This is a genomic window from Burkholderia metallica, from assembly GCF_001718555.1.
Lineage (GTDB): Bacteria > Pseudomonadota > Gammaproteobacteria > Burkholderiales > Burkholderiaceae > Burkholderia > Burkholderia metallica.
Genome location: NZ_CP013403.1, coordinates 160,460 through 183,090, shown reverse-complemented (window position 1 = coordinate 183,090; position 22,631 = coordinate 160,460). Strand labels below are relative to the sequence as shown.

Genomic DNA, 22,631 nt, shown 5'->3' with positions numbered 1-22,631 from the left:
ATGGCGACTTCACGCGCTGCGGCTTCTCGCGGCTGTTCTCGATGAACACCGGCCGGCCGGTGATGCGCTACCACGCCCACCGCACGCCCGCATTCCCCGTGATGGTGCGCTGGTGCTCGCCGCCGAGGTTCGTCACATAGCTGACCGTCGCATACACACTCCCGCGCTTCGTCAGCTGTGCAACGAGCCCCGCGCCGATCTGTCCGGCCGTCTGCCCGATCTGCGTGCCGATCGTCGTCGAGCCGCCGAAAGTGGTCTTGTCGTCGGCACCGAACGCGCGCAGTACGTTCACGCGCAGGTACGGCTTCCAGCTCACGCCGTTCGCATCGAACGCGTATTGAAGCCGCGCGCCGATCCGGCCGAGGAACGTGTTGCCGTTGTTCCAGCCCACGCTCGACACCCCGTCGTTGAACCGGTCGAGCGACAGCCATTGCCATACGAGCTGCGCCTGCGGCTCCAGCGTCAGCCCGTTGCCGAGCGCAATCGGCAGCCCGGCCTCGACCGAGCCCGTGAACGCGTTGCCGTTCGTCGAGCCGTTCACGTTGTCGCTCGAGTGCGTGCGCACCGTGAGCGCGCTGCCCATCAGCACCGCATCGGTGTACCAGCCGCCCGGGCCGATATGCGTCCAGTAACCGCCGAGGTTGTACGCATTGACCTGCAGCGAGCCGACGCCCATGTCCGGCTGCGCGAGCGCGAAGCCCTTCACGTCGCCCACCGCCCGCGAGAAGCCGACGAAGAAGCCGTAGTGGTTGCGATGGCCGCTCGCGGTGGTGTCCGCGTACAGGTCCTGACCGACCTGCATCCCCCACACCGTGCCGTCGTATGACGGCGTCACGTCGCCTTTCTGCTTGATGTCGCTGTGGCCGCCCCAGATGCGCGCCCACGATGCCGGTACCGAACCGTTCGCGGCCAGCAGGCCCTGTTCGCCCTGCCGATCATGAAACGTGTCGATCTGCAGCAGCCCGAGCTGGCGCGCCACGGCCGGCGCTTCCGCGTACAGCGGCACCTCGGGGCGGTAGACCGGCTCCGGATTGCCGCCGGTGCCCGCATGGTCGACCGCGTCGACGATCGATTCCGGCGTGCCTTCGGCCGGCGTGATCGGCGGCTCGGCCGGCGGCGTCGGCTGGCCGGGCTCGACGACCGGCGGCTGCGGCTTCGGCGGCACCGTGTTGCGCAAGTACCAGTTGCTGCCGGTGCCGCTCGCCTCGCCGCCTTTCGCGAGGAAGTACGTGTACGCGCCGGCGCTCACGGACCCGCCGGACAACGAAAACGCGCCCGCGTTCGTCGTCGCGCCGTTGGTGGCCTGCACGACCTGGATACCGTCGGCGACCGTCTGCGCGCCGGCGCCGCCGGCGTTCGTCACCTTCAGCGTGCTCGTGCCGCTCGCCGTACCGCCGCTGACGATCAGCTTGTCCGACGGCGCACCGTCGCCGGCAAGCGTCGTATTCAGCGCAATCGTCGCGTTTTGCCCCACGTAGTTGCCGGCCACCGCCAGCGTGTTGCCCACGCCGCTGCCGCCGAGCTGCACGAGGCCGGCATTGGTCAGGTTACCGTTGATCCCGAAATTGCCGGTCGCGCCGCTTGCGAGGCTCGCGAGCGCGTTCGCGACCGAGATCGTGCCGTGGTTCGTCACGTTGCCCGTCACGCTGCCATAGCCGCCGAGCGTCGCGCCCGATGCGACCGTCACCGGCCCGCCGCCGCCCAGCGCCGCCGACGCGCTCGTGCCGTCGCCGACGATCATGGTGCCGGCGTTCACGTTCGTGCCGCCCGCATAAGTGCTCGCACCGTTCAACGTCAGCGTGCCGCTGCCGAGCTTCGTCAGCGAACCCGCGCCCGTGATGTTCTGCGCGATCGTCGAGTTGAAGCCTTGCGTATCGATCGTGCCGTTGTTCGACGTGATCGACACCGCGCGGCTCGACGCCAGGTCGAACGCACTGCCGAGCTGCAGCGTGCCGCCGTTCAAAGTCAGGCTTCCTGACGAGGCACCGAGCGCATTGTCGGCCGCAACCGACAACGTGCCCTGCGTGATCGTCGTGCCGCCGGAATACGTGTTGCCGCCCGCGGCGGAAGGCGCGACCGTCAGCGTGCCCGCGCCGGTTTTTTCCACCGCGCCGCTCCCGCCGATCGTACCGGTATAGGTGCCGGCCCCATCCTGCTGGAACCGCACGAGCCCGTTGTCCGTCACCGACAAAGGCAGGTTCGCCGCGTTCGCCTGCAGCGTCGCGCCCGCATTGACCGTGGCGACGATCGACGCCGTCGTCGTGCCGAGCGTGCCCGTGAGGTTCAGCGTGCCGCTCTGCACGAGCGCGGTCGAGAACGTGCCGGTGCCGGCCCACGTCCAGTCGGTGCCGGCCATCGTCAGGCTCTGGAAGTTCGTGAACGCATTCGACGCCGTACCGGTGCCCTGCAGCGTCACGGTATTGGTGCCGGCGCCGCCGTTCGCGGTGCCGACGATCTGCGAGCCGGTCTGCAGGATCAGCGTCACGTTGCCGTTGCCGCCCTGGATCGCGGTGCCGCCACCGCCCTGGATCAGCCCCGCGTTGGTGATCGTCGTCGCGCCGTTGGTCGAGCGCACGCCGATCCCGTTGTTGCTGATGATCCTGCCGCCCGCCTGGTTCGTGATCGTCGCGGTGAACGAACTGCCGAGCGTGTTCGACACGACCGCATCGACGCTGCCGCCGCTCGTCGCGGTGCCGGTGGTCTGGATCGTGCCGCTGTTGACCAGCGTGTCGTTGTTCCCCTGCATGTACACGGCCGGCGCATCGCGACCGTTCGACGTCAGCATGCCGCTATTGGTGATCGTGCCGTTGCCGCCGAGCAGCGACGCCGCGCGCGCGTTGTTGCCCGAGGTCGTCACGGTGCCCGTGTTGACGATCTGGTTGCCCGACGCGCCGGGGTTGCTCTGCCCCCACGCGGCCGTCATCCCGTACGAATTGTTGCCGGTGGTCGTGATCGTGCCGTTGTTGACGAGCGTATTGTTGTTGCCGTTCGCGGCCATCCCGTCGTTGTAGGTGCCGGTCGTCGAGATCGTGCCGGTCGCGCCGTTGGTGAGCGTGTTGCCGTTGTTCACGCCGAGCAGCACCGCGCCGCGGTTCGCGACGCCCGTGCCGTTGCCGGACATCGACAGGTTGCCGTTGTTGGTGATCGCGCTCGACGTGTCGACGGAAAACGGTGTCGGCGCGGACGTCAGCACGTAATTGCCCGTCGCGCCCGCATCGATGTTGATCGTCACGCCGGTGCTGCCGGTCGCGGCCACGACCGACGGGATGTTCGCACCGGAACAGGTGACCGTCGCACCGCTGCCCGGCGCGGTGGCCGAACATGCCGCATAAGCCCCTGCCGGCATCGCACCGGTCAGGATCGCCACGCCGCCCAAACCCAGGTTGCGCCTCGTTCTTTTCATTTTTCCGCTCGCATTTATTGGTGACGTTATCGCTGCAAATCGGTGTTCGAAACGGGTTATATCACCTGTCTTGAAATAATCGCAAGATGCGAACAGGTGATATCGGAAATCAGCTTCGGATTTATTCAGCAATAAGAAACAACGGACTGCGCGGCGCTGCTGCGTCGCGGCAAACGCCAACGACAGCAGTCCAAAGCAAGCAGGAAAGTAAAACGGTTGAATTTACCGGCTTTCGGGCAGACCGCGAATCCGGCGCAGGAAGGAATTCAAAATAATCGGCAAATTTGACGCCATTCGATTGCACAATAGGTCGTGCAATGGCCGCGTACGCTTTACGCGATGTTGCTACGCATGACGAGCGGTTATCCGGAAGGCCGCCCGCGACGGCGGGCGGCCCGTCGCGCACCTTCAGCCGGCCTGCGATCCGGCCGGCGTCGACATCGCGACCGGCTCCGACCATGCAGCCGACGCCAGGCGCGTGCGCGCGTCGCGCGCCACGCGATTGAATGCCACGCGCCGCTCGCCTTGCAGCTTCGCCGCGTCGCCCGCGCGGAGCAGCGCGACCGGATCGACGAGACGGTCGTGCCGCCGAACCTCGAAGTGCAGATGCGGCCCCGTGGCCGTGCCCGTTTGACCGACCGCGCCGATGCGCTGCCCGCGCACGACCCGCATGCCGGTTCGCAGCGTCGGCTCGAATGCGGACAGGTGCGCGTAGTACGACGCATAGCCGCCGTCATGGCGGATCACCACGTACTTGCCGTAGCCGCGCGGCTCGGTGCCGACGAACGTCACGACGCCGCGCTCCGACGCGTGAACCGCACGCCCGGACGGCGCCGCGAGATCGACGCCGGAATGCACATGGCGCGTGCCGGTGACCGGATGCACGCGCGCACCGTAGTGCGAACTGATCCGCGTGGCGCTGACCGGCATCGCAAACCGCGCCCCGACGAGCGGCGCGCCGTCGAGGTCGTAGTAGGCGCCCGGCGAACCGGCATCCGGCGCAAACCACACGCCAGCGACGCGCTGGCCGCGCAGGCGAACCTCGAGCGCCGTCACGCGCACGCCGCCCGGCAGCCGGGCGCCGGCGTCGGGTTCGTATGCGATGCGGAACGTGTCGCCGGGTGCGCCGCGCTGCGTCAGGTCGATACGCGCGGCGACGATGCGCGCGACCTGCGCGGCCACGCCGGCCGGCAGCTCGGCGCGCGCCAGCGACGCCGTCAGGCTGCCGACGATCGCACCGCTACGCGCGCCGTATTCGGCTGGCGCGAACGCGAACGGTTCGGCGGCGGCGAGATCGACGGAGCGCCGCTCGAACGCGGCCGGCTCGCCCGTCGCGGGCAACGCCGACGCCAGACCGTAATGGAATCTCGACGCATATGCGCGTTCGACCGCAGCGCGCGCCGCGTCGCACAGCACGCGGTAGGCCACGCATGCGCCGAAGCGCGCCACGGGGTCGTCGCGGTCGCCGGACGACGACACGCTCGGCAGATACGACGCGTAGGCCACGTCGAGCGGCGCGGCCGTCGATGCGTGCAGGCCGCCCCACGTCGTGCGCGCGGCATTGAAAAAAGGCACGTCGACAAGGTCGGCCGTCGCGGGCGAAAGCGGCGCGGCATCGTGAGCCGCGTGTGCCACCGCCCCCGCTGCGCCGGCCACACAGGCCGCCGCGACGACACCGCGCAGCAGCGTGCGACGCATCGGGAAACCCCAAACGCCGCGCCGCGCGGGTTGACCTTGTTCGCGTGCGAGACGGAAACGCAGGTCTAACCGCATGACGTCGTCACTCGCTGTCTGTCGATGAAAAATCGGGAAGGAACCGGGTATCGCGGAGGACCGATCGTCGCGACCCGGGAACGTGAAAGCGAGTGTATCGGCATGATCGACGCGTCTGAATAGGACTAGTCTCATTTGCCGAAAAAGCCGCTTCGTACTAAACCGAAATCTCGGTTTTGCGGCCATGCGGCATTCGACCCCACCCATTCGCGCGAACCATCGCGCCCCGTGTACGGTCGAACGCTGCCCGCGTGAGTACAAGCCTGTCGGGCCACAGCCGGCACGCCGCGCGTCGCGCACTGTTTCTTCAACCCGGAATTTCTTCATGTCGCTCGATCAACTGCACCCGGAACGCTGGACGTTCCTGTGGAACGCACTGTCCACCCTTTCTCTGAAGCTGTGCACCGCCCTGGCGCTGCTCGTCGCCGGCTGGTGGCTGTCCAGACGCATCGGCAACTGGCTGAACCGCGTGCTTTCGAACAAGGAGCGCGTCGACGGCACGCTGCGGCCGATCCTCTGCGACGTCGCCGTGTGGGGCGTGCGCATCGTCGCGATCGTCGGCGCGCTGTCGCAGCTCGGCATCGAGACCGCGAGCATCGTCGCGGTGCTCGGCGCGGCCGGCCTCGCGATCGGGCTCGCGTTGCAGGGCACGATGCAGAACATTGCGGCCGGCATCATGCTTCTGCTGCTGCGGCCGTTCAAGGTCGGCGACTATATCGACGGCGGCACGGGCGTCGCGGGCACCGTCGACGAAGTGGGGCTCTTCATGACGCGGCTGACGAAGCCCGACGGCATCTGCGAATACGTGCCGAACAGCGCACTGTGGGGCAGCGCGATCCGCAACTACACGCGCAACCCGACGCGCCGCCTCGACCTCGAAGTGGAAGTATCGGTGCACGACGACATCGATCGCGCACTCGACGCGCTGCGCGCGCTGGCCGCGGCCGATCCCGACGTGCTGCAGGATCCCGCGCCGGACGTGATGGTGATGCGCTTCGACGACAGCACGGTCGTCGCGAACATGCGCGTCTGGACGCACACCGACCAATTCTGGGCGATGCGCTGGCGCCTCGCGCGCCAGGTGCGCAAGACGCTCGCCGACGCGAACTGCGCGCTGCCGATCCGCACGCGCGAGCTGCACATCGTGCACGATGCCGAATCGACCCGCGCGGCCCCGCGCGCCGCGGCGTCCTGAATGCGACGAGGCGCGGCACCGCGCATGCGGTGCGCCGCGCCCCGGCTTCGTCGCTACATCTTCACGATATCGAGCAGCGCCTTCTTGCCGCTCCGGTAGGTGAACACCGAGATCGCGCCGTGCTTCAGGTCGCCCTGCGGCGTGAATTGCGTCTCGCCGATCACGCCGCGATAGTCGGTGGCCGGCATCGCGGCCAGCACCTTCGCCGGGTCCGTCGAGTTCGCGCGTTTCATCGCGTCGACGATGATGTAGACGGCGTCGTACGAGAACGGCGCATACACCTGCATCGGCTGGTGGTATCGCGCTTCGTAGCGCTTCGCGAACGCCGCGCCGCCCGGCATCTTCTCGAGCGCGATGCCGGCTTCGGAGCACACGACGTTGTCCGACGCCGGGCCCGCGAGCTTCGGCAGGTCGGTCGAGCACACGCCGTCGCCGGCGAGGATCTTCGCGCGCATGCCGAGCTGGCGCGCCTGCTTCGCGAGCGGGCCGCCCGTCGCGTCCATTCCGCCGTACATGATCGCGTCGGGGTTCACGCCCTTGATCTTCGTCAGGATCGCGCGGAAGTCGATCGCCTTGTCGTTGGTCGCGTCGCGCGACACGACCGTCATCCCCGCCGCCTTCGCGGCCTTCTCGAACTCGGTCGCGAGCCCCTGGCCGTACGCAGTCGAATCGTCGACCACGGCCACCGTCTTCACGCCCAGGTTCTTCGCCGCATACGTCGCGAGCGCCGGCCCCTGCTGCGCGTCGGTCGCGACGACGCGATAGGTCGTCTTGAAGCCCTGCTGCGTGTACGTCGGGTTGGTCGCGGCCTGCGAGATCTGCACGACGCCGCCGTCGCGATAGACGCGCGACGCCGGAATCGACGTGCCCGAATTGTGATGGCCGACGACGCCGACGACCTTGTCGTCGACGAGCCGCTGCGCGACCTGCGTCGCGGTGCGCGGATCGCCCGCATCGTCCTGCGCATCGAGCCGCAGCGTGACCGGCTTGCCGCCGATCGTCAGCCCCTTCGCGTTGATTTCTTCGATCGCGAGGCGCGCGCCGTTCTCGCTGTCCTTGCCGAGATGCGCGATCGCGCCGGTCAGCGGCGCGACGTGGCCGATGCGCACGATCTCGTCCGCGTGCGCGGGCGCCGCGAGCAACGAGCACGTCAATGAGGCCGCGGCCGCGAGTGCCGTCTTGTGATGTCGATTCATGGTTGTCTCCGTCCGTGTCGCGCTTCGTTCGTGTTCCGAATCATCATGCGTCGAAAGTCGTGCCGCGCGCTCACGCACGCCCTTCGAATCCCAGCAATACGTTCACCGCGTTGATGCCGATCTCGTCGACCATGTAGCCGCCCTCCATCACGAACAGCGTCGGCAGGTGCAGCCGCGCGAGCGCGGCGCCGATGCGCAGGTAATCGGGCGAGCGCAGCCGGAAGTGGCTGATCGGGTCGTGCTCGAACGTATCGACGCCGAGCGACACGACGAGCGCGTCGGGCGCATGCGCGGCGATCGCGGCGGCCGTGTGGTCGAGCGCCGCCGAGTAGGTGTCCCACAGCGTGCCCTTCGGCAGCGGCAGGTTCAGGGTGAAGCCTTCGCCCGCGCCGATGCCGCGCTCCTGCGCATAGCCGGAGAAGTACGGGTACGACACCGGCGGCTCGCCGTGGATCGACGCGAACAGCACGTCCGCGCGGTCGTAGAAGATGTCCTGCGTGCCGTTGCCGTGATGGAAGTCGACGTCGAGCACCGCGACGCGCGCGGCGCCCTGCGCGATGCAGTGCTGCGCGGCGATCGCCGCGTTGTTCAGGTAGCAATAGCCGCCCATGTACTCGCGGCCCGCGTGATGGCCGGGCGGCCGGCACAGCGCGAACGCCGCGCGCACCGCGCCGCTCGACAGCAGGTCGGCGCCGGTGAGCGCCGAGTTCGCGCTCGCGCTCACGGCATCCCACGTGCCGGCGTTGATCGGCGCGCCGGCGTCCATCGCGTAGAAGCCGAGCTTGCCGTCGATGAACGCGGGCGGCGTCGCGGCAGCCGGCATCGCGCGCACCGGCCACACGAGCGGCAGCGCCTGACAGGTGCGGCCCGTCGCGGCCCACTCGTCCCACGCGCCGGCGACGAAATCGACGTAGCGCGCGCTGTGCGCGGCCGCGTAATGCGCACGGTCGAACGGCCTCGGCGCGATCACGTCGCCGAGGCCGGCGGCACGCACCTGCGCGAGCACCGTTTCGGCGCGAAGGGGGTTTTCGAACGAATCGGTGATCGCGCCGTCCTTCAGTTCGACGCCGCGATGCAGTTGGTGATCGCTGCTGTAGACCGTGAGCATGGTTGACCGTTGCCGTGAAGGTGCCAACAGTTTATTGACCGCATCCGGCAATAACTTTGCTTTCCACGCACGCGTTTCGTACAATTTTGAGAAAACCGCCTACGGAATGCCGGAAATGAGCAAAAATCGCGCTTCGGTCGAACTGGACGGCGTCGACCGCGCCATGCTGCGCTTGCTGCAGGACGACGGCGCGCTGTCGAACGCGACGCTCGGCGAGAAGCTGTCGCTGAGCGTCACGCCCTGCTGGCGCCGCCGCAAGCGGCTCGAGGACGAACGCGTGATCACCGGCTACCAGGCGAATCTCGACCGGCGCGCGCTCGGCATGAACGTGTTCGCATTCGTGCAGGTGACGTTCAACATGCATTCCGGCTACGATTCCGATCGCTTCGAGGACGTGATGCGGCGTCACGACGAAGTGACGTCCTGCCACAAGATCACCGGCGCGGCCGACTACATGCTGCAGGTCGTCGCGGCCGATCTCGACGCGTATGCGGACTTCGTCGAGCGTGTGTTGCGCAAGCAGGCCGGGGTGTCGTCGATCCAGTCGAGCCTCGCGTTGCGCGAAGTGAAGTTCTCGTCGCGGGTGCCGGTGCCCGGCGACTGAACGATGCGACGAACGTGCGGGGCGCCCCCCCGATTCTCCGAAACCGATCCCATGGAGCACTACCCGATGAAGCGTTTCATCCCTTCCGTGTCATTGGCCGCCACGCTGGCCTGCGCGCTCGCGCTGAGCGCCTGTGCCGCCCCGTCCACGCCGCCGGCCCCGTCGTCGGCATCCGCCGCCGCACCGATGGTCGGCGGCGATCGCGACGAGCACGGCTGCATCCCGTCGGCCGGCTATGCGTGGTGCGAACAGACGCAGCAATGCGAGCGCCCGTGGGAACTCGCGAAGCAGAAAGGTTTCGCGAATTCGGCACTGGGTTACGAGCAGTTCTGCCGGAACAATTTCGCGAAGTGACGCCCCCTGACGTGACCTGAGCGGGACGCGGTGCCACGCCGCGTCCCGACCTCCCCGATCCCGCGCGGTTATCCACACCTTTCCCGGTTCCGGCGACCGTCGTTCCGGAAACCCGGACACGCAGAAAACCCCACGAAAACAACGGCTTTTTTCGTTTGTGACACAGCAAACGAGTTCGGTTACATTACGCGCCCCTTGCCGTCCCGCCCCCGCAAAAACGCGTCGCGCGCGGCCCCTTTCCACGCAGCCTGAAGCGTCTTCCGCCCAGGCTTGCCGCAAGGGCCCGGGCGTGTCATGCGCCACTGTGACGCAGGCGCTTGCCCGCCTGCGGGAAGCCGATCCGAAGGTGTCCTTCGCGACGGCTTCGTGTGCGCAAATGCAACGGCGTGCCGCGTCGATCCGGAATTCCGGATTCGCGATCCGGATCTCCGGACCCGCGTTTTTCGCGGTCGATGCGCGCGCCGGGCGGCCTGGCAAACCGATGCATTCAAGTTGAAAAAGGGATCTGCTGTGATCAAAACGTTACGGGTAATACTGTCGGCGCTCGCGCTGTGCGTCGCGACATCGTCCGCGCATGCCGCCGATACGAAGAAAGTCGACGTCCTGCTGGTGGGCGGCGGCATCATGAGCTCGACGCTCGGCGTGTGGCTGCACGAGCTTCAGCCCGACTGGTCGATGACGATGGTCGAGCGCCTCGACGGCGTCGCGCTGGAAAGCTCGAACGGCTGGAACAATGCCGGCACCGGCCACTCGGCGCTCGCCGAACTGAACTACACGCCGGAGAAGGCGGACGGCAAGATCGACATCTCGAAGGCGATCGAGATCAACGAGTCGTTCCAGATCTCGCGCCAGTTCTGGGCGTGGCAGGTCAGGCAGGGCGTGCTGAAGAACCCGCATTCGTTCATCAACTCGACGCCGCACATGAGCTTCGTGTGGGGCGACGACAACGTCCGCTTCCTGAAGAAGCGCTACGAAGCGCTGCAGGCGAGCCCGCTGTTCCGCGGGATGCAGTATTCGGAAGACTACGACCAGATCAAGCAGTGGGTGCCGCTGATGATGGAAGGCCGCGACCGCGGCCAGAAGGTCGCGGCGACGTGGACGCCGATCGGCACCGACGTGAACTTCGGCGAGATCACGCGCCAGTTCGTCGGCTACCTGAAGACGCAGCCCAACTTCACGCTGTCGCTGTCGAGCGAAGTGCGCGAGATCACGCGCAACGCCGACGGCACGTGGCACGTGACATGGGTCAAGCTGCACTCGGATGAACCGGCGCAGTCGGTCGACGCGAAGTTCGTGTTCATCGGCGCGGGCGGCGGTGCGCTGCATCTGCTGCAGGCGTCGGGCATCCCCGAGGCGAAGGACTACGGCGCATTTCCGGTCGGCGGCTCGTTCCTCGTGACGGACAACCCCGACGTGGTGAAGCAGCATCTCGCGAAGGCGTACGGCAAGGCGTCGGTCGGCTCGCCGCCGATGTCGGTGCCGCACCTCGACACGCGGATCATCGACGGCAAGAAGATCATCCTGTTCGGGCCGTTCGCGACGTTCTCGACCAAGTTCCTGAAGAACGGCTCGTACTTCGACCTCGCGAAGAGCACGAACCTGCACAACGTCGCACCGATGATGCGCGTGGGCGTCGACGAATTCCCGCTCGTTCAGTACCTCGCCGGCCAGCTGATGCTGTCCGACGACGACCGCTTCAACGCGCTGAAGGAATACTTCCCGAACGCGAAGAAGGAAGACTGGCGCCTGTGGCAAGCCGGCCAGCGCGTGCAGATCATCAAGCGCGACCCGGTGAAGGGCGGCGTGCTGAAGCTCGGCACCGAAATCGTCGCGTCGCAGGACGGCAGCATCGCGGGCCTGCTCGGCGCGTCGCCGGGCGCGTCGACGGCAGCGCCGATCATGCTGAACCTGATGAAGAAGGTGTTCAAGGACAAGGTCGCGACGCCCGAGTGGCAGCAGAAGATCCGCCAGATCGTGCCGAGCTACGGCACGAAGCTGAACGACAGCCCGGCGAAGGTCGTCGAGGAATGGACGTACACGAGCGACGTGCTGCAGCTCGCGCCGCCGCCGAAGATCGATCTCAGCACGCCGTCGCAGGCCACCGGCAACGCGCCGGCCCGCCCGGCGAAGGCTGCGGCCGACATGGCGCTGTAACGCGTCCGGGTGCCGCGGAGCACCGCGGCGCGCTGTTGCGCCGCACGACACGGCCGCCGTCCGGGGCGGCCGTTTTTCATCGGGGCGGCGATCGGGGGCTGTTTTCCGGAAACAACGGGCGGTGAGTGCGCGCCGTCCTTGCACGCAGCGCTCGCAGGCGGTCGCCCGCAGCCGTCCGGCCGCAACCGCCCCCCCGCAGCCGATCGTCCGCATTCGCCTGCTCGCTTCCGCTAGAATTGCGGCACGCGCGACCCCGTCGCCGCCCGATCCATCATCCGCATCGACGCAATCCAAGCGACGCCCGATGCGGCCCGCGCCCGAACCGCGCGAGCGCCGCCCGCCGTTGCCGCGCCCGCCCGGGCGCCACCTCAACCGAATTCAGCTGGAGAAAGACCTTGTTTACCTGCCGAAACCAGAGCTGCGGCACGCAGTGGGAACAGTCCGACGTCGTCATCAAGGACGAAGGCCAGGGGCTGCTGTTCCGCTGCCCGCTGTGCGGCGCGCGCAACTACCTCGAACGCTTCGAAGATGACGAAGGCAACGTCGTCTACGAGCAGATGGAAGGCCGCCCCTACCTCGGAGACGTGGAATGACCCAGCCGACCGCCACGCCGTTCAGCGCGCTGCCGCTGACGCCCGCCACGCTCGCGAACCTCGCGCAGCTCGGCTACGTCGACATGACGCCGATCCAGGCCGCGAGCCTGCCGGTCGCGCTGGCCGGACAGGACCTGATCGCGCAGGCGAAGACGGGCAGCGGCAAGACCGCCGCGTTCTCGCTCGCGCTGCTCGCGCGCCTCGACGCGCGCCGCTTCGACGTGCAGGCGATGATCCTGTGCCCGACGCGCGAACTCGCCGACCAGGTCGCGCAGGAAGTGCGCCGCCTCGCGCGCGCCGAGGAAAACGTGAAGGTGCTGACGCTGTGCGGCGGCACGCCGATGCGCCCGCAGGCGCAGAGCCTCGAACACGGCGCGCACATCGTCGTCGGCACGCCGGGCCGCATCATGGATCATCTCGATCGCGGCAACCTGAAGCTCGACGCGCTGAACACGCTGGTGCTCGACGAAGCCGACCGGATGCTCGACATGGGCTTCTTCGACGACATCGCGAAAGTTGCACGGATGTGCCCGACCACGCGCCAGACGCTGCTGTTCTCCGCGACCTATCCGGACGGCATCGCGAAGCTGAGCCAGCAGTTCCTGCGCAACCCGAAGGAAGTGAAGCTCGAAGAGCGCCACGACAACAGCAAGATCCGCCAGCGCTTCTATGAAGTGACGGAGGACGAGCGGCTGCATGCGGTGGGCCAGCTGCTGAACCACTACCGGCCGGTGAGCACGATCGCGTTCTGCAACACGAAGCAGCAGTGCCGCGACCTGCTCGACGTGCTGCATGCGCAGGGCTTCCATGCGCTCGCGCTGCACGGCGAGCTCGACCAGCGCGAGCGCGACCAGGTGCTGATCCAGTTCGCGAACCGCAGCTGCTCGGTGCTGGTGGCAACCGACGTCGCCGCGCGCGGGCTCGACATCGCGCAGCTCGAAGCGGTGATCAACGTCGACGTGACGCCCGACCCCGAAGTGCACGTGCACCGCATCGGCCGCACGGGCCGCGCGGACCAGGACGGCTGGGCACTGAGCCTCGCGAGCATGGACGAGATGGGCCGCGTCGGCGCGATCGAGCAGGCGCAGAAGCGCGACGTCGAATGGCATCCGCTCGCGGAACTGAAGCCGGCGGACGACGGCGTGCTGACGCCGCCGATGGAAACGCTGCAGATCCTCGGCGGGCGCAAGGACAAGATCCGCCCGGGCGACGTGCTCGGCGCGCTGACCGGCGACGCCGGGTTCGACGGCAAGCAGATCGGCAAGATCAACGTGACCGAGTTCTCGACCTACGTCGCGATCGAGCGCGGCGTCGCGCGCGACGCGCTGCGCAAGCTCAACGCGGGGAAGATCAAGGGCAAGCGGGTCAAGGTCCGGTTGATGGACGAAGAGTGACGGAAAGCGGCGCGGACGGTCGCACCGTTGCGCGCCGCGCTGCATTCCGTCGCATTACCCCCGCATCACGCCAGTTCCGGATAGCCGTGCGCGGCCGCGTCGTCAGCGAACCGCGCAATCGCGTCGTAATCGCCCGGCGAGAGCCGTTCGAATCCCTTCAGCCTCAGCACGCGCGCCCGTTGCGCATCGGCCGCCACCGCGAAGTCGAGCGCATCCCGCAAAGCGGCGACCTGCGTGGGCTCCAGCGCGCGCGATGCGATGAACGGCAACCCCGGCGCGGATGCCGTCATCCCGACGATCCGGATGTCCGCCAGCAATTCGGGCAGCGCGTCGCGCACGTACGCGAACGTCACGCAGTCGATCGCCGCGCAATCGGCTTCCTCCGAAGCCAGCGCGCGCAGCACGTTCAGGTGCGAGCCGAACGCCGTCACCGACCCGAAGAACCGCCCGTCGCGCACATGCGGCGCAACCGCATGCCGGAGCGCATTCATCCCGCTGTGTGAATCTTCTCCGTTGAATGCGGCCCGCAGCCCCCGGCATGCGGCGAGCGTCGTCGCGCCGTCCGCGTGCGCACGCGCCGACACGGCGAGCACGCTGCTGTAGTGCGCGCCGCGGCAACCGTCCACGTCGAACACGGGCGTCGCGATCAGTCTCACGGCATCGCGCAACCCCAGCATCCGGTACGGATAGCCGCAGGTCTGCGACAGCAGCAGATCGTCGCGCCGCCACAGCGCATGCAGATCGTCGAACGGTTCGTCGGGCAGCGCGACATCGGCGGGGCCGCCCGCGTTCGCGAACGCGTCGAGCGCGTCGCGCAGCAGCGCGCGCCACAGCGCGTCGTGGCGCGGCGTCACGTTGTACATCGGCAGGGCAGCGATCCATGAGCTCATGCGGGCATTCTACGCATCGGCGCTCGCGACGCGAAACCCGGCTCGATCCCCGCAAAACGGGGGCCGAACGCCGCACGACGCGCCCGAAGCTTATCGGCCACGCGACGATAAGCAAATGCGAATCGATTGGTTGGCCGCGCGGGGCGATCCCGGTACCGTCCGGATGCCTGCCCGCGCATCGCGACCGCGTGCGATCCGGGACAGGCCGACCGTGATCCGCGAGACACCCGCGCACCCGGGCCGAGCGCACCGGTTCAGCCGCGCGTTCCCCGCATTGCCCCGTTCAATCCCGCCTCAACGCCATGGCCGAATACTTCGACGTCGACCACGCGCGTGCGATCGCCGCGCTCGACACCCGCTTCACCGCGCGCACCGAGTGGCCGACCTGGCTGCTGGTCGTCGCGATCTACGGCGGCTGGCTCGCCGTGCTGCTGCTCGTGCGCGACGGCACCCTGTCGCTCGCGGCCGCGACGCCGCCGCTGATCCTGCTCGGCGCGTGGCATCTGTCGCTGCAGCACGAGCTGCTGCACGGCCATCCGACGCGCTCCGCGCGCGTGAACCAGCTGCTCGGCTATCCGCCGCTGACGGTCTGGTATCCGTACACGCTGTATCGCGACACGCATCTCGACCATCATCGCGACGAAGACCTGACCGTGCCGGGCGTCGATCCCGAAACGAACTACGTCACGCGCGAGCGCTGGGCGCAGTTGCCGCGCTGGCGCCGCGCGCTGACGCTCGCCCGCAAGACCTTCGTCGGACGCTTCGTCGCCGGGCCGCCGCTGAGCATCGCCGCGATGGGCGTCGACGCATGCGCATCGTTTCGTCGCGGCGATTTCCGCTATCTGCCGATGTGGGCAACGCACGTCGCCTGCGTGGCCGCACTGCTCGCGTGGCTGCAATGGGTGATCGGCGTGCCATGGTGGTACTACCTGCTCGCGGTCACGTGGCCCGCGTTGTCGATCGCGATGATCCGCTCGCTGTACGAGCATCGCGCCGCGCCGCATCCGAAGGCGCGTATCGCGATCAACGAAGCCGGCTTCGCGATGCGGCTGCTGTACCTGAACAACAACTATCACCTCGTTCATCACGACCTGCCGAAGCTGCCGTGGTACGACCTGCCGCGTGCCTACCGGATGCGCCGCGACGCGTATGCGCACAAATGCGGCGGCTTCGTGATTCGCGGCGGGTATCGCGAGCTGCTGGCGCGCCACGCGTGGACGCCGACCGATACGCCCGTGCATCCGTTCGACCAGGGCACCGCATCGTTGTCGACGGGAAGCGGCGTGAAGGTGGCGGTGGTCGACGAGGTGTTGCAGATCAGTACGTGACGTGCGGCGAAGGCGACGATTCGTCCGCCCGCCATACCTTCCTTACGAAAATCTGACAACGTCTCTCGCGCCCGCGCATTGCCAATTACGGCGGCCATGCGCAGAATGGCGGCTCGTCCGGGGCTTCCAACAATCATTCGCCCCGGCTCCGTTCCCGGCCGCGCGCCGCACTTTCCCACGACGATGCAACCGAACACTCCGCCCGGCGCGATCCGCGCGATCGGCAACGACTGGTCCGTTTCCGCGACGACCGCGGGCTTTCTCGCGGTATTGATTTCCTACGCGGGCCCGCTCGCGATTTTCTTCCAGGCCGCGCAGGCGGCACATGTATCCGACGCGATGGTGTCGTCGTGGGTATGGGCGATCTCGATCGGCGCGGGCGTGTCGGGCCTGTTCGCCAGCTGGAAGCTGAAGGTGCCGGTCGTCACCGCATGGTCGGCGCCAGGCACCGCGCTGCTCGTCGGCCTGTTTCCGCAACTGACGCTCAACCAGGCCGTCGGCGCGTACATCACGGCCGCGCTGATCATCCTGCTGATCGGCGTGACCGGCTATTTCGACCGGCTCGTGCGCCACATTCCGCGCGGCATCGCGTGCGGGATGATGGCCGGCATCCTGCTGCCGTTCGGCACGCATGCGTTCGCGGCAGCGTCGCAACAGCCCGCGCTCGCGTTCGGCATGATCGCGGCCTACGTGATCTTCAAGCGCCTGCTGCCGCGCTACAGCATCGTGCTCGTCCTGCTCACGGGCGCCGCGCTCGCGACGCTGCTCGGGATGACGCATCTCGGCAGCGTGTCGGCGAGCCTCGCGCACCCGATCTTCATCGCGCCCGAGTGGACGCTCGGCACGACGCTCAGCCTCGCGCTGCCGCTCGTCGTCGTGAGCCTCACCGGCCAGTTCCTGCCGGGCATGACGATCCTGCGCGTGTCCGGCTATCACACGCCGGCGCGACCGATCATCACGGCAACCAGCGTGATGTCGCTCGTGGTCGCGTGCTTCGGCGGGATCACGATCGTCGTCGCGGCGATCACGGCCGCGCTCTGCACCGGCAAGGACGCGCATGAAGACCCGCGCCGCCGCTATGTCGCCGGACTCGCGAACGGCGCGTTCTACCTGATCGGCGGGCTGTTCGCGGGCACGATCGTCACGGTGTTCTTCGCGCTGCCGAAGGCATTCGTCGCGATCCTCGCGGGGCTCGCGTTGATCGGTGCGATCGGCGCGAACGTGCACGGGATCTTCGAGGACGAGAACCACCGGGAAGCGTCGCTGATCACGTTCCTCGCGACCGCGTCAGGCATGACGTGGCTCGGGCTCGGCTCCGCGTTCTGGGGCATCGTGATCGGGTCGCTTTCTTATGCGGTACTGAACAAGGTGCGGCGGCCGGCGTGATGCGCCGCGCGCGTCGCCGCCGCTTCTTTTACCGCGCGTGCCCGCGCACCAGTTGCGCGAGCGCGTCGGCCAGCGTCGTCGTCCCGTAAAGCCGCTCCGACACGCCCGCCTCGACGTCGATCTGCCCGGCGTTGTGCACGTCGTAGAGATCGACGATCAACTGCGCATGGCGTTCGCTCAGCCCCGCGCGCAACAGCGTCGCGGTCCACGTGTCGCGCGGCAGCTCATGCGCGACGATGGGCCGGCCGGCCGCCGCCGCGAGCGTCTCGGCGATCGCCGTCACGCTCACCCGCGTCGGCCCTTCGACGCTGACGATGCGCGGCCCGCTGCCGCCTTCGGGCGCATCGAGCAGCAGCCGCGCCGCCACGACGCCCACATCGGGCGCCCAGACGGTCGGGAACACCTTGCCGACCGGGTGATGAAAGCTCGGCAGCACGCCGGTGCCGAGCGCGACCGGCAGCACGCGCGTCCAGTTCTGCAGATGCTCGGCCGAACGCAGCAGCGTCAGCTGCGTCGAGATCGTCCTCAGCCGTGCCTCGAAGTCATGAAACAGGCGCGTGATGCCCGTATTGCCGTCGCGCTCCGCGCCGTAGTCCGACAGCGCGAGCAGTACCGGCGGCGGGTTGGCCGCGAGCGCGGCGGTCGCGACGTCGATCGTGCGCGTCATCGTCGCGGCCGGATCGGGGTCCGCGACGGGCACCGGGCACAGTAGCTGCACGGCCTGTGCGCCGTCGATTGCCGACGCGATCGCGTTCGCGTCCGTCAGTTCGGCGATCGCGACGTCGCAGCCGAGCCGCGCGAAACGTTCACGATGGCGGGCGTCGTGCAACACCGCGCGCACGGGATGACCGGCGTTGCGCAAGGTTGTTACGGCCGACTGGCCGACATGGCCGGATGCACCGAAGATCACGAACACGATTCGCTCCTGGGGGAATGAAGGTGGGGTGATTGTCGGGTGGCGCGGACGACACGGCGCACACGGAAGGATGAATACAGCAGGAAAAGATGACGGGGATCGATGGCCGTTGCCGTGCGCGTTGCCTGTCGCTTCGCATCGTGCGGTCTGCCGCCGGCCGAACGCGCGCGCGGCAATTGCCCGACAGCCTGTTGGAGCATCGCCTCGGAACCCAACTCGACACGTCGTCTCCCGCGCGGCGCCGTCGCGCCGTTACGCCACGCTCTCGCCGCCGTCACCGTCGTACGCCAGCCGCAGCCCCCCACGCGCCCCCGACCGCGCGATCTCCATCGGCGTCGCGCCCAGCACGCGATTCATCCAGTTCGCCATGTGGCTCTGGTGTGCAAATCCGGCTTCGAGCGCGATCTGGCTGATGCTGAGCCGGCCTTCGAGCAGCAACGCCTTCGCGCGCTCGACCCGGCGCCGCACGACGTACTGGTGCACGGGCATCCCGAGCGTTTCGCGGAACAGCACCTTGAAATGCGGCACGCTGATCGACACGAGCGCCGCGAGTTCGGCCAGTGTCATGCGCCGCTCGAGGTTCGCTTCGACATAGTCGATCACACGCGCGGCCGCCTTCGGCGCGAGCGTACGGCGGCGCTCGCGGAACGCCGGCCGGCCGTCGACCAGCCGCGCGACGAGCGCCGTGCACAGGCTTTCCGCATAGAGCGGATCGGACGCGTCTTCCGCTTCGAGTTCGGCGGCCATCGCCCATGCGATGTGCTGCAGGCGCGGGTCGCGCACCTGCAGCCGGCGGCGGATCTGCCCCTGCGACGGCTTCAGCTCGAGCTGCTCGACCGTGCGCCGCACGAACGCGTCGCTGAGCGCGATATGGAGGATCCGGCAGTCGGCGCTGTCGGTCCATTGGCCGGGCAGGCCGGCCGGAATCACGTCGACGTCGCCATGCGCCTGGATGCGCGACACGCGCTCGCCGTCGCACACGCAATCCGCGCGAACGGGCGACCCGATATGCACGCCGATCCGGTGATGCTCGGCCGCCGGAATCCGGTACGTGCCCGCGCGGATGTCCAGCAGCGACGCGCCGAAGCCCTGCCAGCCGAACCCGCGGCTGGAGCGCAGGCTGACCGGAACGCCGTTGTCCGTCGGCGCCGCGAGAATCGCATCGCTCATGGCCTTCCTCCCGTGGATGGGGTGTCGATCGCACATTGTGACGCGTTTTCGGGCCGCTTGCCGGGCCGGCAGGCGGCGCGGCCGGGTCGAGCAGAAAAAGATCATCCGTTTCTGCTCGGGGCCATCCTTGCGTGCGCGCCGGCCGCCGCGGCGGCGCTTACGATGGCCTCATCCGACACCTACGGAGACCGTCATGCCCCATCATCCATGCGTGGTTCGATCCGCGGCGTTCATCGCGCGCTCGCCTTCCGCCGCCCCCCGCCCGTCATCCGGCTCCCGCTCCCGCACCGCCCGCACGACGATCGCCGCCTGGTGCCTGCGCATCGTCGGCTGGTACCGGCTCGAACGGCTGCTCGCGTCGATCCCCGACAGCAACGACGACTTCGGGCTCGTCTGACCGGCCGCACGGCCGCCCGACCACCGTCGCCTGCCTACTTGCGGCGCCGCTCGTGCGGCGCGGCCGTCGCGCCGTCGATCACCGGCGCACCCTGCTTGATCAGGAAATCGCGGAACAGCCCCGTGACCTGCGAGATGCGGCGGTCGGCGAGCGTGACCACATACCATTCGCGCTCGATCGGATTGCCGGGGAACGGCAGTTGCCCGAGCAGCCCGGTGCGCAGTTCGAGCGCACACGCGTGCAACGACAGGAACGCAACCCCGAGCCCCGCTTCGGCCATCTGCTTGATCGCTTCGTTGCTCGACAGTTCGGAGCCCACATGGAACCGGTGACCGGCGTTCTTGAACAGGCTCTCGACGGTCGAGCGCGTCCCCGCGCCGCGTTCGCGCACGAGCAGGTGGGCGGATTCGAGATCCTTCAGCGCGACGCGCTTGCGCTGCATCAGCGGATGGCCGGGCGCCGCGACGAACACCATCGGATGCTTCGCGAACTCGACCGCATGCGTGCGCAGCTCCTTCGGCGCGCTGCCCATCACCGCGAGATCGATTTCATGCGTCGCGAGCATGCGGATGATGTCGTCGCGATTGCCGACCTTGAAATAGGTCTTCACATGCGGACGCGTCGCGGTGAATTTCACGAGCAGCGGCGGAATCAGGTACTCGGCCGTCGTGATCGCGCCGATCCGCAGCGTGCCGCCGAGATCGCCGGTCAGCGCGGCCACTTCATCGCCGGCCTCGCTCCACAGATGCAGGATCTCGCGCGCGTAGCGCGACACGATCTCGCCGGCCGCGGTCAGCTGCACGCCGCGCCCCACCCGCTGCAGCAACGCGGCGCCTACCGCCTCTTCGAGCAGGCGAACCTGCAGCGACACGGCCGGCTGCGTCAGGTTCAGCTCCTCGGCCGCACGCGACACACTGCCGAGCCGCGCAATCATGTCCAGCGCCTTCAACTGCCGGAACGTCGCGGTCTTTCCTATAAGTGAATACATATGAGTCGCTTATAAACATTAAATTGTTCGAGTGGGTTCGAAACTATATCGTCGGTTCTTGAGCAATGTCATCCGAATCGTCATTCAGCGGGAGCCCAACATGGACAACACCACGCCCCATCCGGCAACGGACCGCGCACCGCGCCTGCCGCGCATCGTGATCGTCGGCGGCGGCGCCGGCGGCCTGCACCTCGCCACGCGTCTCGGCGATACGGTCGGACGCCGCGGGCAAGCGGAAGTCGTGCTCGTCGACCGCTATCCGACGCACTTCTGGAAGCCGCTGCTGCACGAAGCCGCATCGGGCCATCGCGACCCGGCCTCCCACACGATCGAATACGCGGCGCAGGCGAAGGGCCACGGCTTCCGTTTCGTGCAGGGCGCGCTGCAACGGGTCGACCGCGCGGCACGCACGGCGACGATCGCGGCCGTGCACGACACGGACGGCACGGAAATCCTGCCGCAGCGCGAGCTCGGCTATGACGACCTCGTGCTCGCCGTGGGCAGCGTGACGAACTTCTTCAACGTGCCGGGTGCGGCGCGCCACGCGCTGCCGCTCGAAAATCTCGACCAGGCCGAGGATTTCCGCCGGAAGTTCCTCGCGGCCTGCACGAAGGCGAATCACGCGGCCGAGCAGCAACCCGCGCGGCGCGCGGTGCCGATCTGCATCAACGTGATCGGGGCGGGCGCGACGGGCGTCGAGCTGGCCGCGGCCTTGCGGCATGCGATCCAGCAACTGACGACGTACCGCTTCAAGGCACTGGTGTCCGCGCGCGACGTGCACATCCGGCTGATCGAAGGCGGCCCGCGCATCCTGCCGGCGCTCGACGCGCGGCTGTCCGGCAAGATGCACGCGCAGCTTCGCGCGCTGAACGTCGACGTGCTGACCGATACCCGCGTGGCGGAAGTCGGCGCAAACGCCGTGACGACCGCGACCGGCGAACGGCTCGCGAGCGACATCACGATCTGGGCGGCCGGCGTCGCGGGCCCCGCGATGCTGCGGGAGATCGGCGACATCGCGCTCAATCGCTCGAATCAGGTGATCGTGACCGATACGTTGCAGACGCCGGACGATCCGCACGTGTATGCGTTCGGCGACTGCGCCGCGTGCCCGACGGCCGGCGCGAGCGGGTTCCTGCCGCCGCGCGCGCAGGTCGCGTACCAGCAGGCCGTGTACCTGGTCGACGCGTTCGCGCGCCGCGCCGCCGGCAAGCCGGTGGCCGGCTTCACGTTCCGCGATGCGGGCACCGTCGTGTCGCTCGGGCATGCCGGCGCGGTGTACCAGGCCGACATCGGCGTGCGTCCGCGCTCGCTGATCGTCGACGGGTTCGCCGCGATCGGACTGTACAAGTTCCTGTATCGCAAGCACCTGTTCAGCGTGGTCGGCGTGAAGCGCGCGCTGTTCCAGTCGCTGAGCCACTGGCTGCAAAGCCGCAACCAGCCGTCGATCAAGCTGCACTGATCGCGCCGCTTCGCACGCGGCATCCCACGACGGCATATCGGGCGTGCATCGCTCGATATGCCGTCTTTTCATATGCATATGCCCGATGCATTCAGTTCGTGCGCCACGTCGGTGCATCGCATCGAAGGCCGTCGATGCGATGCAATTCAAGAGGAACGTACTGCATGACACGCATCCCGCGCCCACGTTGGCTCACCCCATGATTCATTAGTCGAATCGTATGAGTCGCATATAAATATTAATTGGTCGCGTTTTCCGGATCGACGCTAAGGTGTGTGGCATTCCCGTCGGCGAACGGATCATCACGTTTCTGAAGAGGAATC

The 22,631-nt window shown here is 68.1% G+C and carries 18 protein-coding genes; 10 read left to right on the top strand and 8 right to left on the bottom strand.

All coding sequences use genetic code 11. The features are described 5' to 3' along the window. Window positions 1-67: 67 nt before the first annotated feature. Both WJ16_RS20700 and WJ16_RS20695 read right to left on the bottom strand, forming a co-directional pair. Window positions 68-3,403 carry an autotransporter outer membrane beta-barrel domain-containing protein gene (locus tag WJ16_RS20700; protein ID WP_236858360.1) on the bottom strand — a complete coding sequence of 1,112 codons (3,336 nt, stop codon included), beginning with the start codon at window positions 3,401-3,403 and terminating at the stop codon, window positions 68-70. A gap of 408 nt (window positions 3,404-3,811) precedes the next feature. Next, window positions 3,812-5,176, bottom strand: a complete 1,365-nt coding sequence (locus tag WJ16_RS20695) for a M23 family metallopeptidase (protein WP_069258979.1) — start codon at window positions 5,174-5,176, stop codon at window positions 3,812-3,814. 325 nt (window positions 5,177-5,501) lie between these two features. On the opposite strand from WJ16_RS20695, the gene WJ16_RS20690 reads away from it, so the two are divergent. Beyond that, complete coding sequence (locus WJ16_RS20690) at window positions 5,502-6,371, top strand: mechanosensitive ion channel family protein (RefSeq protein WP_069258978.1); 870 nt, start codon at window positions 5,502-5,504, stop codon at window positions 6,369-6,371. A gap of 53 nt (window positions 6,372-6,424) precedes the next feature. On the opposite strand, the gene WJ16_RS20685 is transcribed toward WJ16_RS20690, so the two are convergent. Beyond that, window positions 6,425-7,567 carry a branched-chain amino acid ABC transporter substrate-binding protein gene (locus WJ16_RS20685; RefSeq protein ID WP_069258977.1) on the bottom strand — a complete coding sequence of 381 codons (1,143 nt, stop codon included), beginning with the start codon at window positions 7,565-7,567 and terminating at the stop codon, window positions 6,425-6,427. Window positions 7,568-7,637: 70 nt separating this feature from the next. Continuing rightward, entirely contained in the window at window positions 7,638-8,675 is a 1,038-nt protein-coding gene (locus WJ16_RS20680) for a histone deacetylase family protein (protein ID WP_069258976.1), read from the bottom strand. Between the two features lie 115 nt (window positions 8,676-8,790). On the opposite strand from WJ16_RS20680, the gene WJ16_RS20675 reads away from it, so the two are divergent. The 5 genes from WJ16_RS20675 (at window position 8,791) to dbpA (ending at window position 13,774) form a co-directional block, all read left to right on the top strand. Further along, entirely contained in the window at window positions 8,791-9,279 is a 489-nt protein-coding gene (locus WJ16_RS20675; RefSeq protein WP_069261055.1) for an Lrp/AsnC family transcriptional regulator, read from the top strand. A gap of 66 nt (window positions 9,280-9,345) precedes the next feature. Next, complete coding sequence (locus WJ16_RS20670; RefSeq protein WP_069261054.1) at window positions 9,346-9,633, top strand: hypothetical protein; 288 nt, start codon at window positions 9,346-9,348, stop codon at window positions 9,631-9,633. A gap of 510 nt (window positions 9,634-10,143) precedes the next feature. Then, the gene (gene mqo / locus WJ16_RS20665) at window positions 10,144-11,787 is read left to right on the top strand and encodes a malate dehydrogenase (quinone) (RefSeq protein ID WP_069258975.1); all 1,644 of its coding nucleotides are present in this window, start codon (window positions 10,144-10,146) and stop codon (window positions 11,785-11,787) included. A 395-nt stretch (window positions 11,788-12,182) separates the two neighbouring features. Next, window positions 12,183-12,380 (top strand): hypothetical protein, encoded by a 198-nt coding sequence (locus tag WJ16_RS20660; protein ID WP_059604979.1) that lies wholly within the window; start codon window positions 12,183-12,185, stop codon window positions 12,378-12,380. Next, entirely contained in the window at window positions 12,377-13,774 is a 1,398-nt protein-coding gene (dbpA, locus tag WJ16_RS20655; protein ID WP_069258974.1) for an ATP-dependent RNA helicase DbpA, read from the top strand. The genes WJ16_RS20660 and dbpA overlap by 4 nt, the downstream gene beginning before the upstream one ends. Before the next feature lie 65 nt (window positions 13,775-13,839). Here the strand turns inward: dbpA and WJ16_RS20650 are convergent, their stop codons facing one another. Then, complete coding sequence (locus WJ16_RS20650; protein WP_069258973.1) at window positions 13,840-14,664, bottom strand: phosphate/phosphite/phosphonate ABC transporter substrate-binding protein; 825 nt, start codon at window positions 14,662-14,664, stop codon at window positions 13,840-13,842. Between the two features lie 302 nt (window positions 14,665-14,966). Here WJ16_RS20650 and WJ16_RS20645 point away from each other — a divergent pair, with 302 nt between their 5' ends. Continuing rightward, entirely contained in the window at window positions 14,967-15,992 is a 1,026-nt protein-coding gene (locus tag WJ16_RS20645) for a fatty acid desaturase (RefSeq protein ID WP_069258972.1), read from the top strand. Between the two features lie 183 nt (window positions 15,993-16,175). Then, complete coding sequence (locus WJ16_RS20640; RefSeq protein WP_069258971.1) at window positions 16,176-17,378, top strand: benzoate/H(+) symporter BenE family transporter; 1,203 nt, start codon at window positions 16,176-16,178, stop codon at window positions 17,376-17,378. A 28-nt stretch (window positions 17,379-17,406) separates the two neighbouring features. On the opposite strand, the gene WJ16_RS20635 is transcribed toward WJ16_RS20640, so the two are convergent. Next, window positions 17,407-18,294, bottom strand: a complete 888-nt coding sequence (locus WJ16_RS20635; RefSeq protein ID WP_069258970.1) for an NmrA family NAD(P)-binding protein — start codon at window positions 18,292-18,294, stop codon at window positions 17,407-17,409. 252 nt (window positions 18,295-18,546) lie between these two features. Beyond that, on the bottom strand, window positions 18,547-19,464 hold the full coding sequence (locus tag WJ16_RS20630) for an AraC family transcriptional regulator (RefSeq protein WP_069258969.1): 918 nt from the start codon (window positions 19,462-19,464) through the stop codon (window positions 18,547-18,549). Between the two features lie 193 nt (window positions 19,465-19,657). On the opposite strand from WJ16_RS20630, the gene WJ16_RS20625 reads away from it, so the two are divergent. Then, complete coding sequence (locus WJ16_RS20625; protein WP_069258968.1) at window positions 19,658-19,861, top strand: hypothetical protein; 204 nt, start codon at window positions 19,658-19,660, stop codon at window positions 19,859-19,861. 34 nt (window positions 19,862-19,895) lie between these two features. Here WJ16_RS20625 and WJ16_RS20620 read toward each other — a convergent pair whose 3' ends face one another. Then, on the bottom strand, window positions 19,896-20,849 hold the full coding sequence (locus tag WJ16_RS20620; RefSeq protein ID WP_069258967.1) for a LysR family transcriptional regulator: 954 nt from the start codon (window positions 20,847-20,849) through the stop codon (window positions 19,896-19,898). 100 nt (window positions 20,850-20,949) lie between these two features. On the opposite strand from WJ16_RS20620, the gene WJ16_RS20615 reads away from it, so the two are divergent. After that, window positions 20,950-22,308 (top strand): NAD(P)/FAD-dependent oxidoreductase, encoded by a 1,359-nt coding sequence (locus WJ16_RS20615; protein ID WP_069258966.1) that lies wholly within the window; start codon window positions 20,950-20,952, stop codon window positions 22,306-22,308. The last annotated feature ends 323 nt before the right edge of the window (window positions 22,309-22,631 follow it).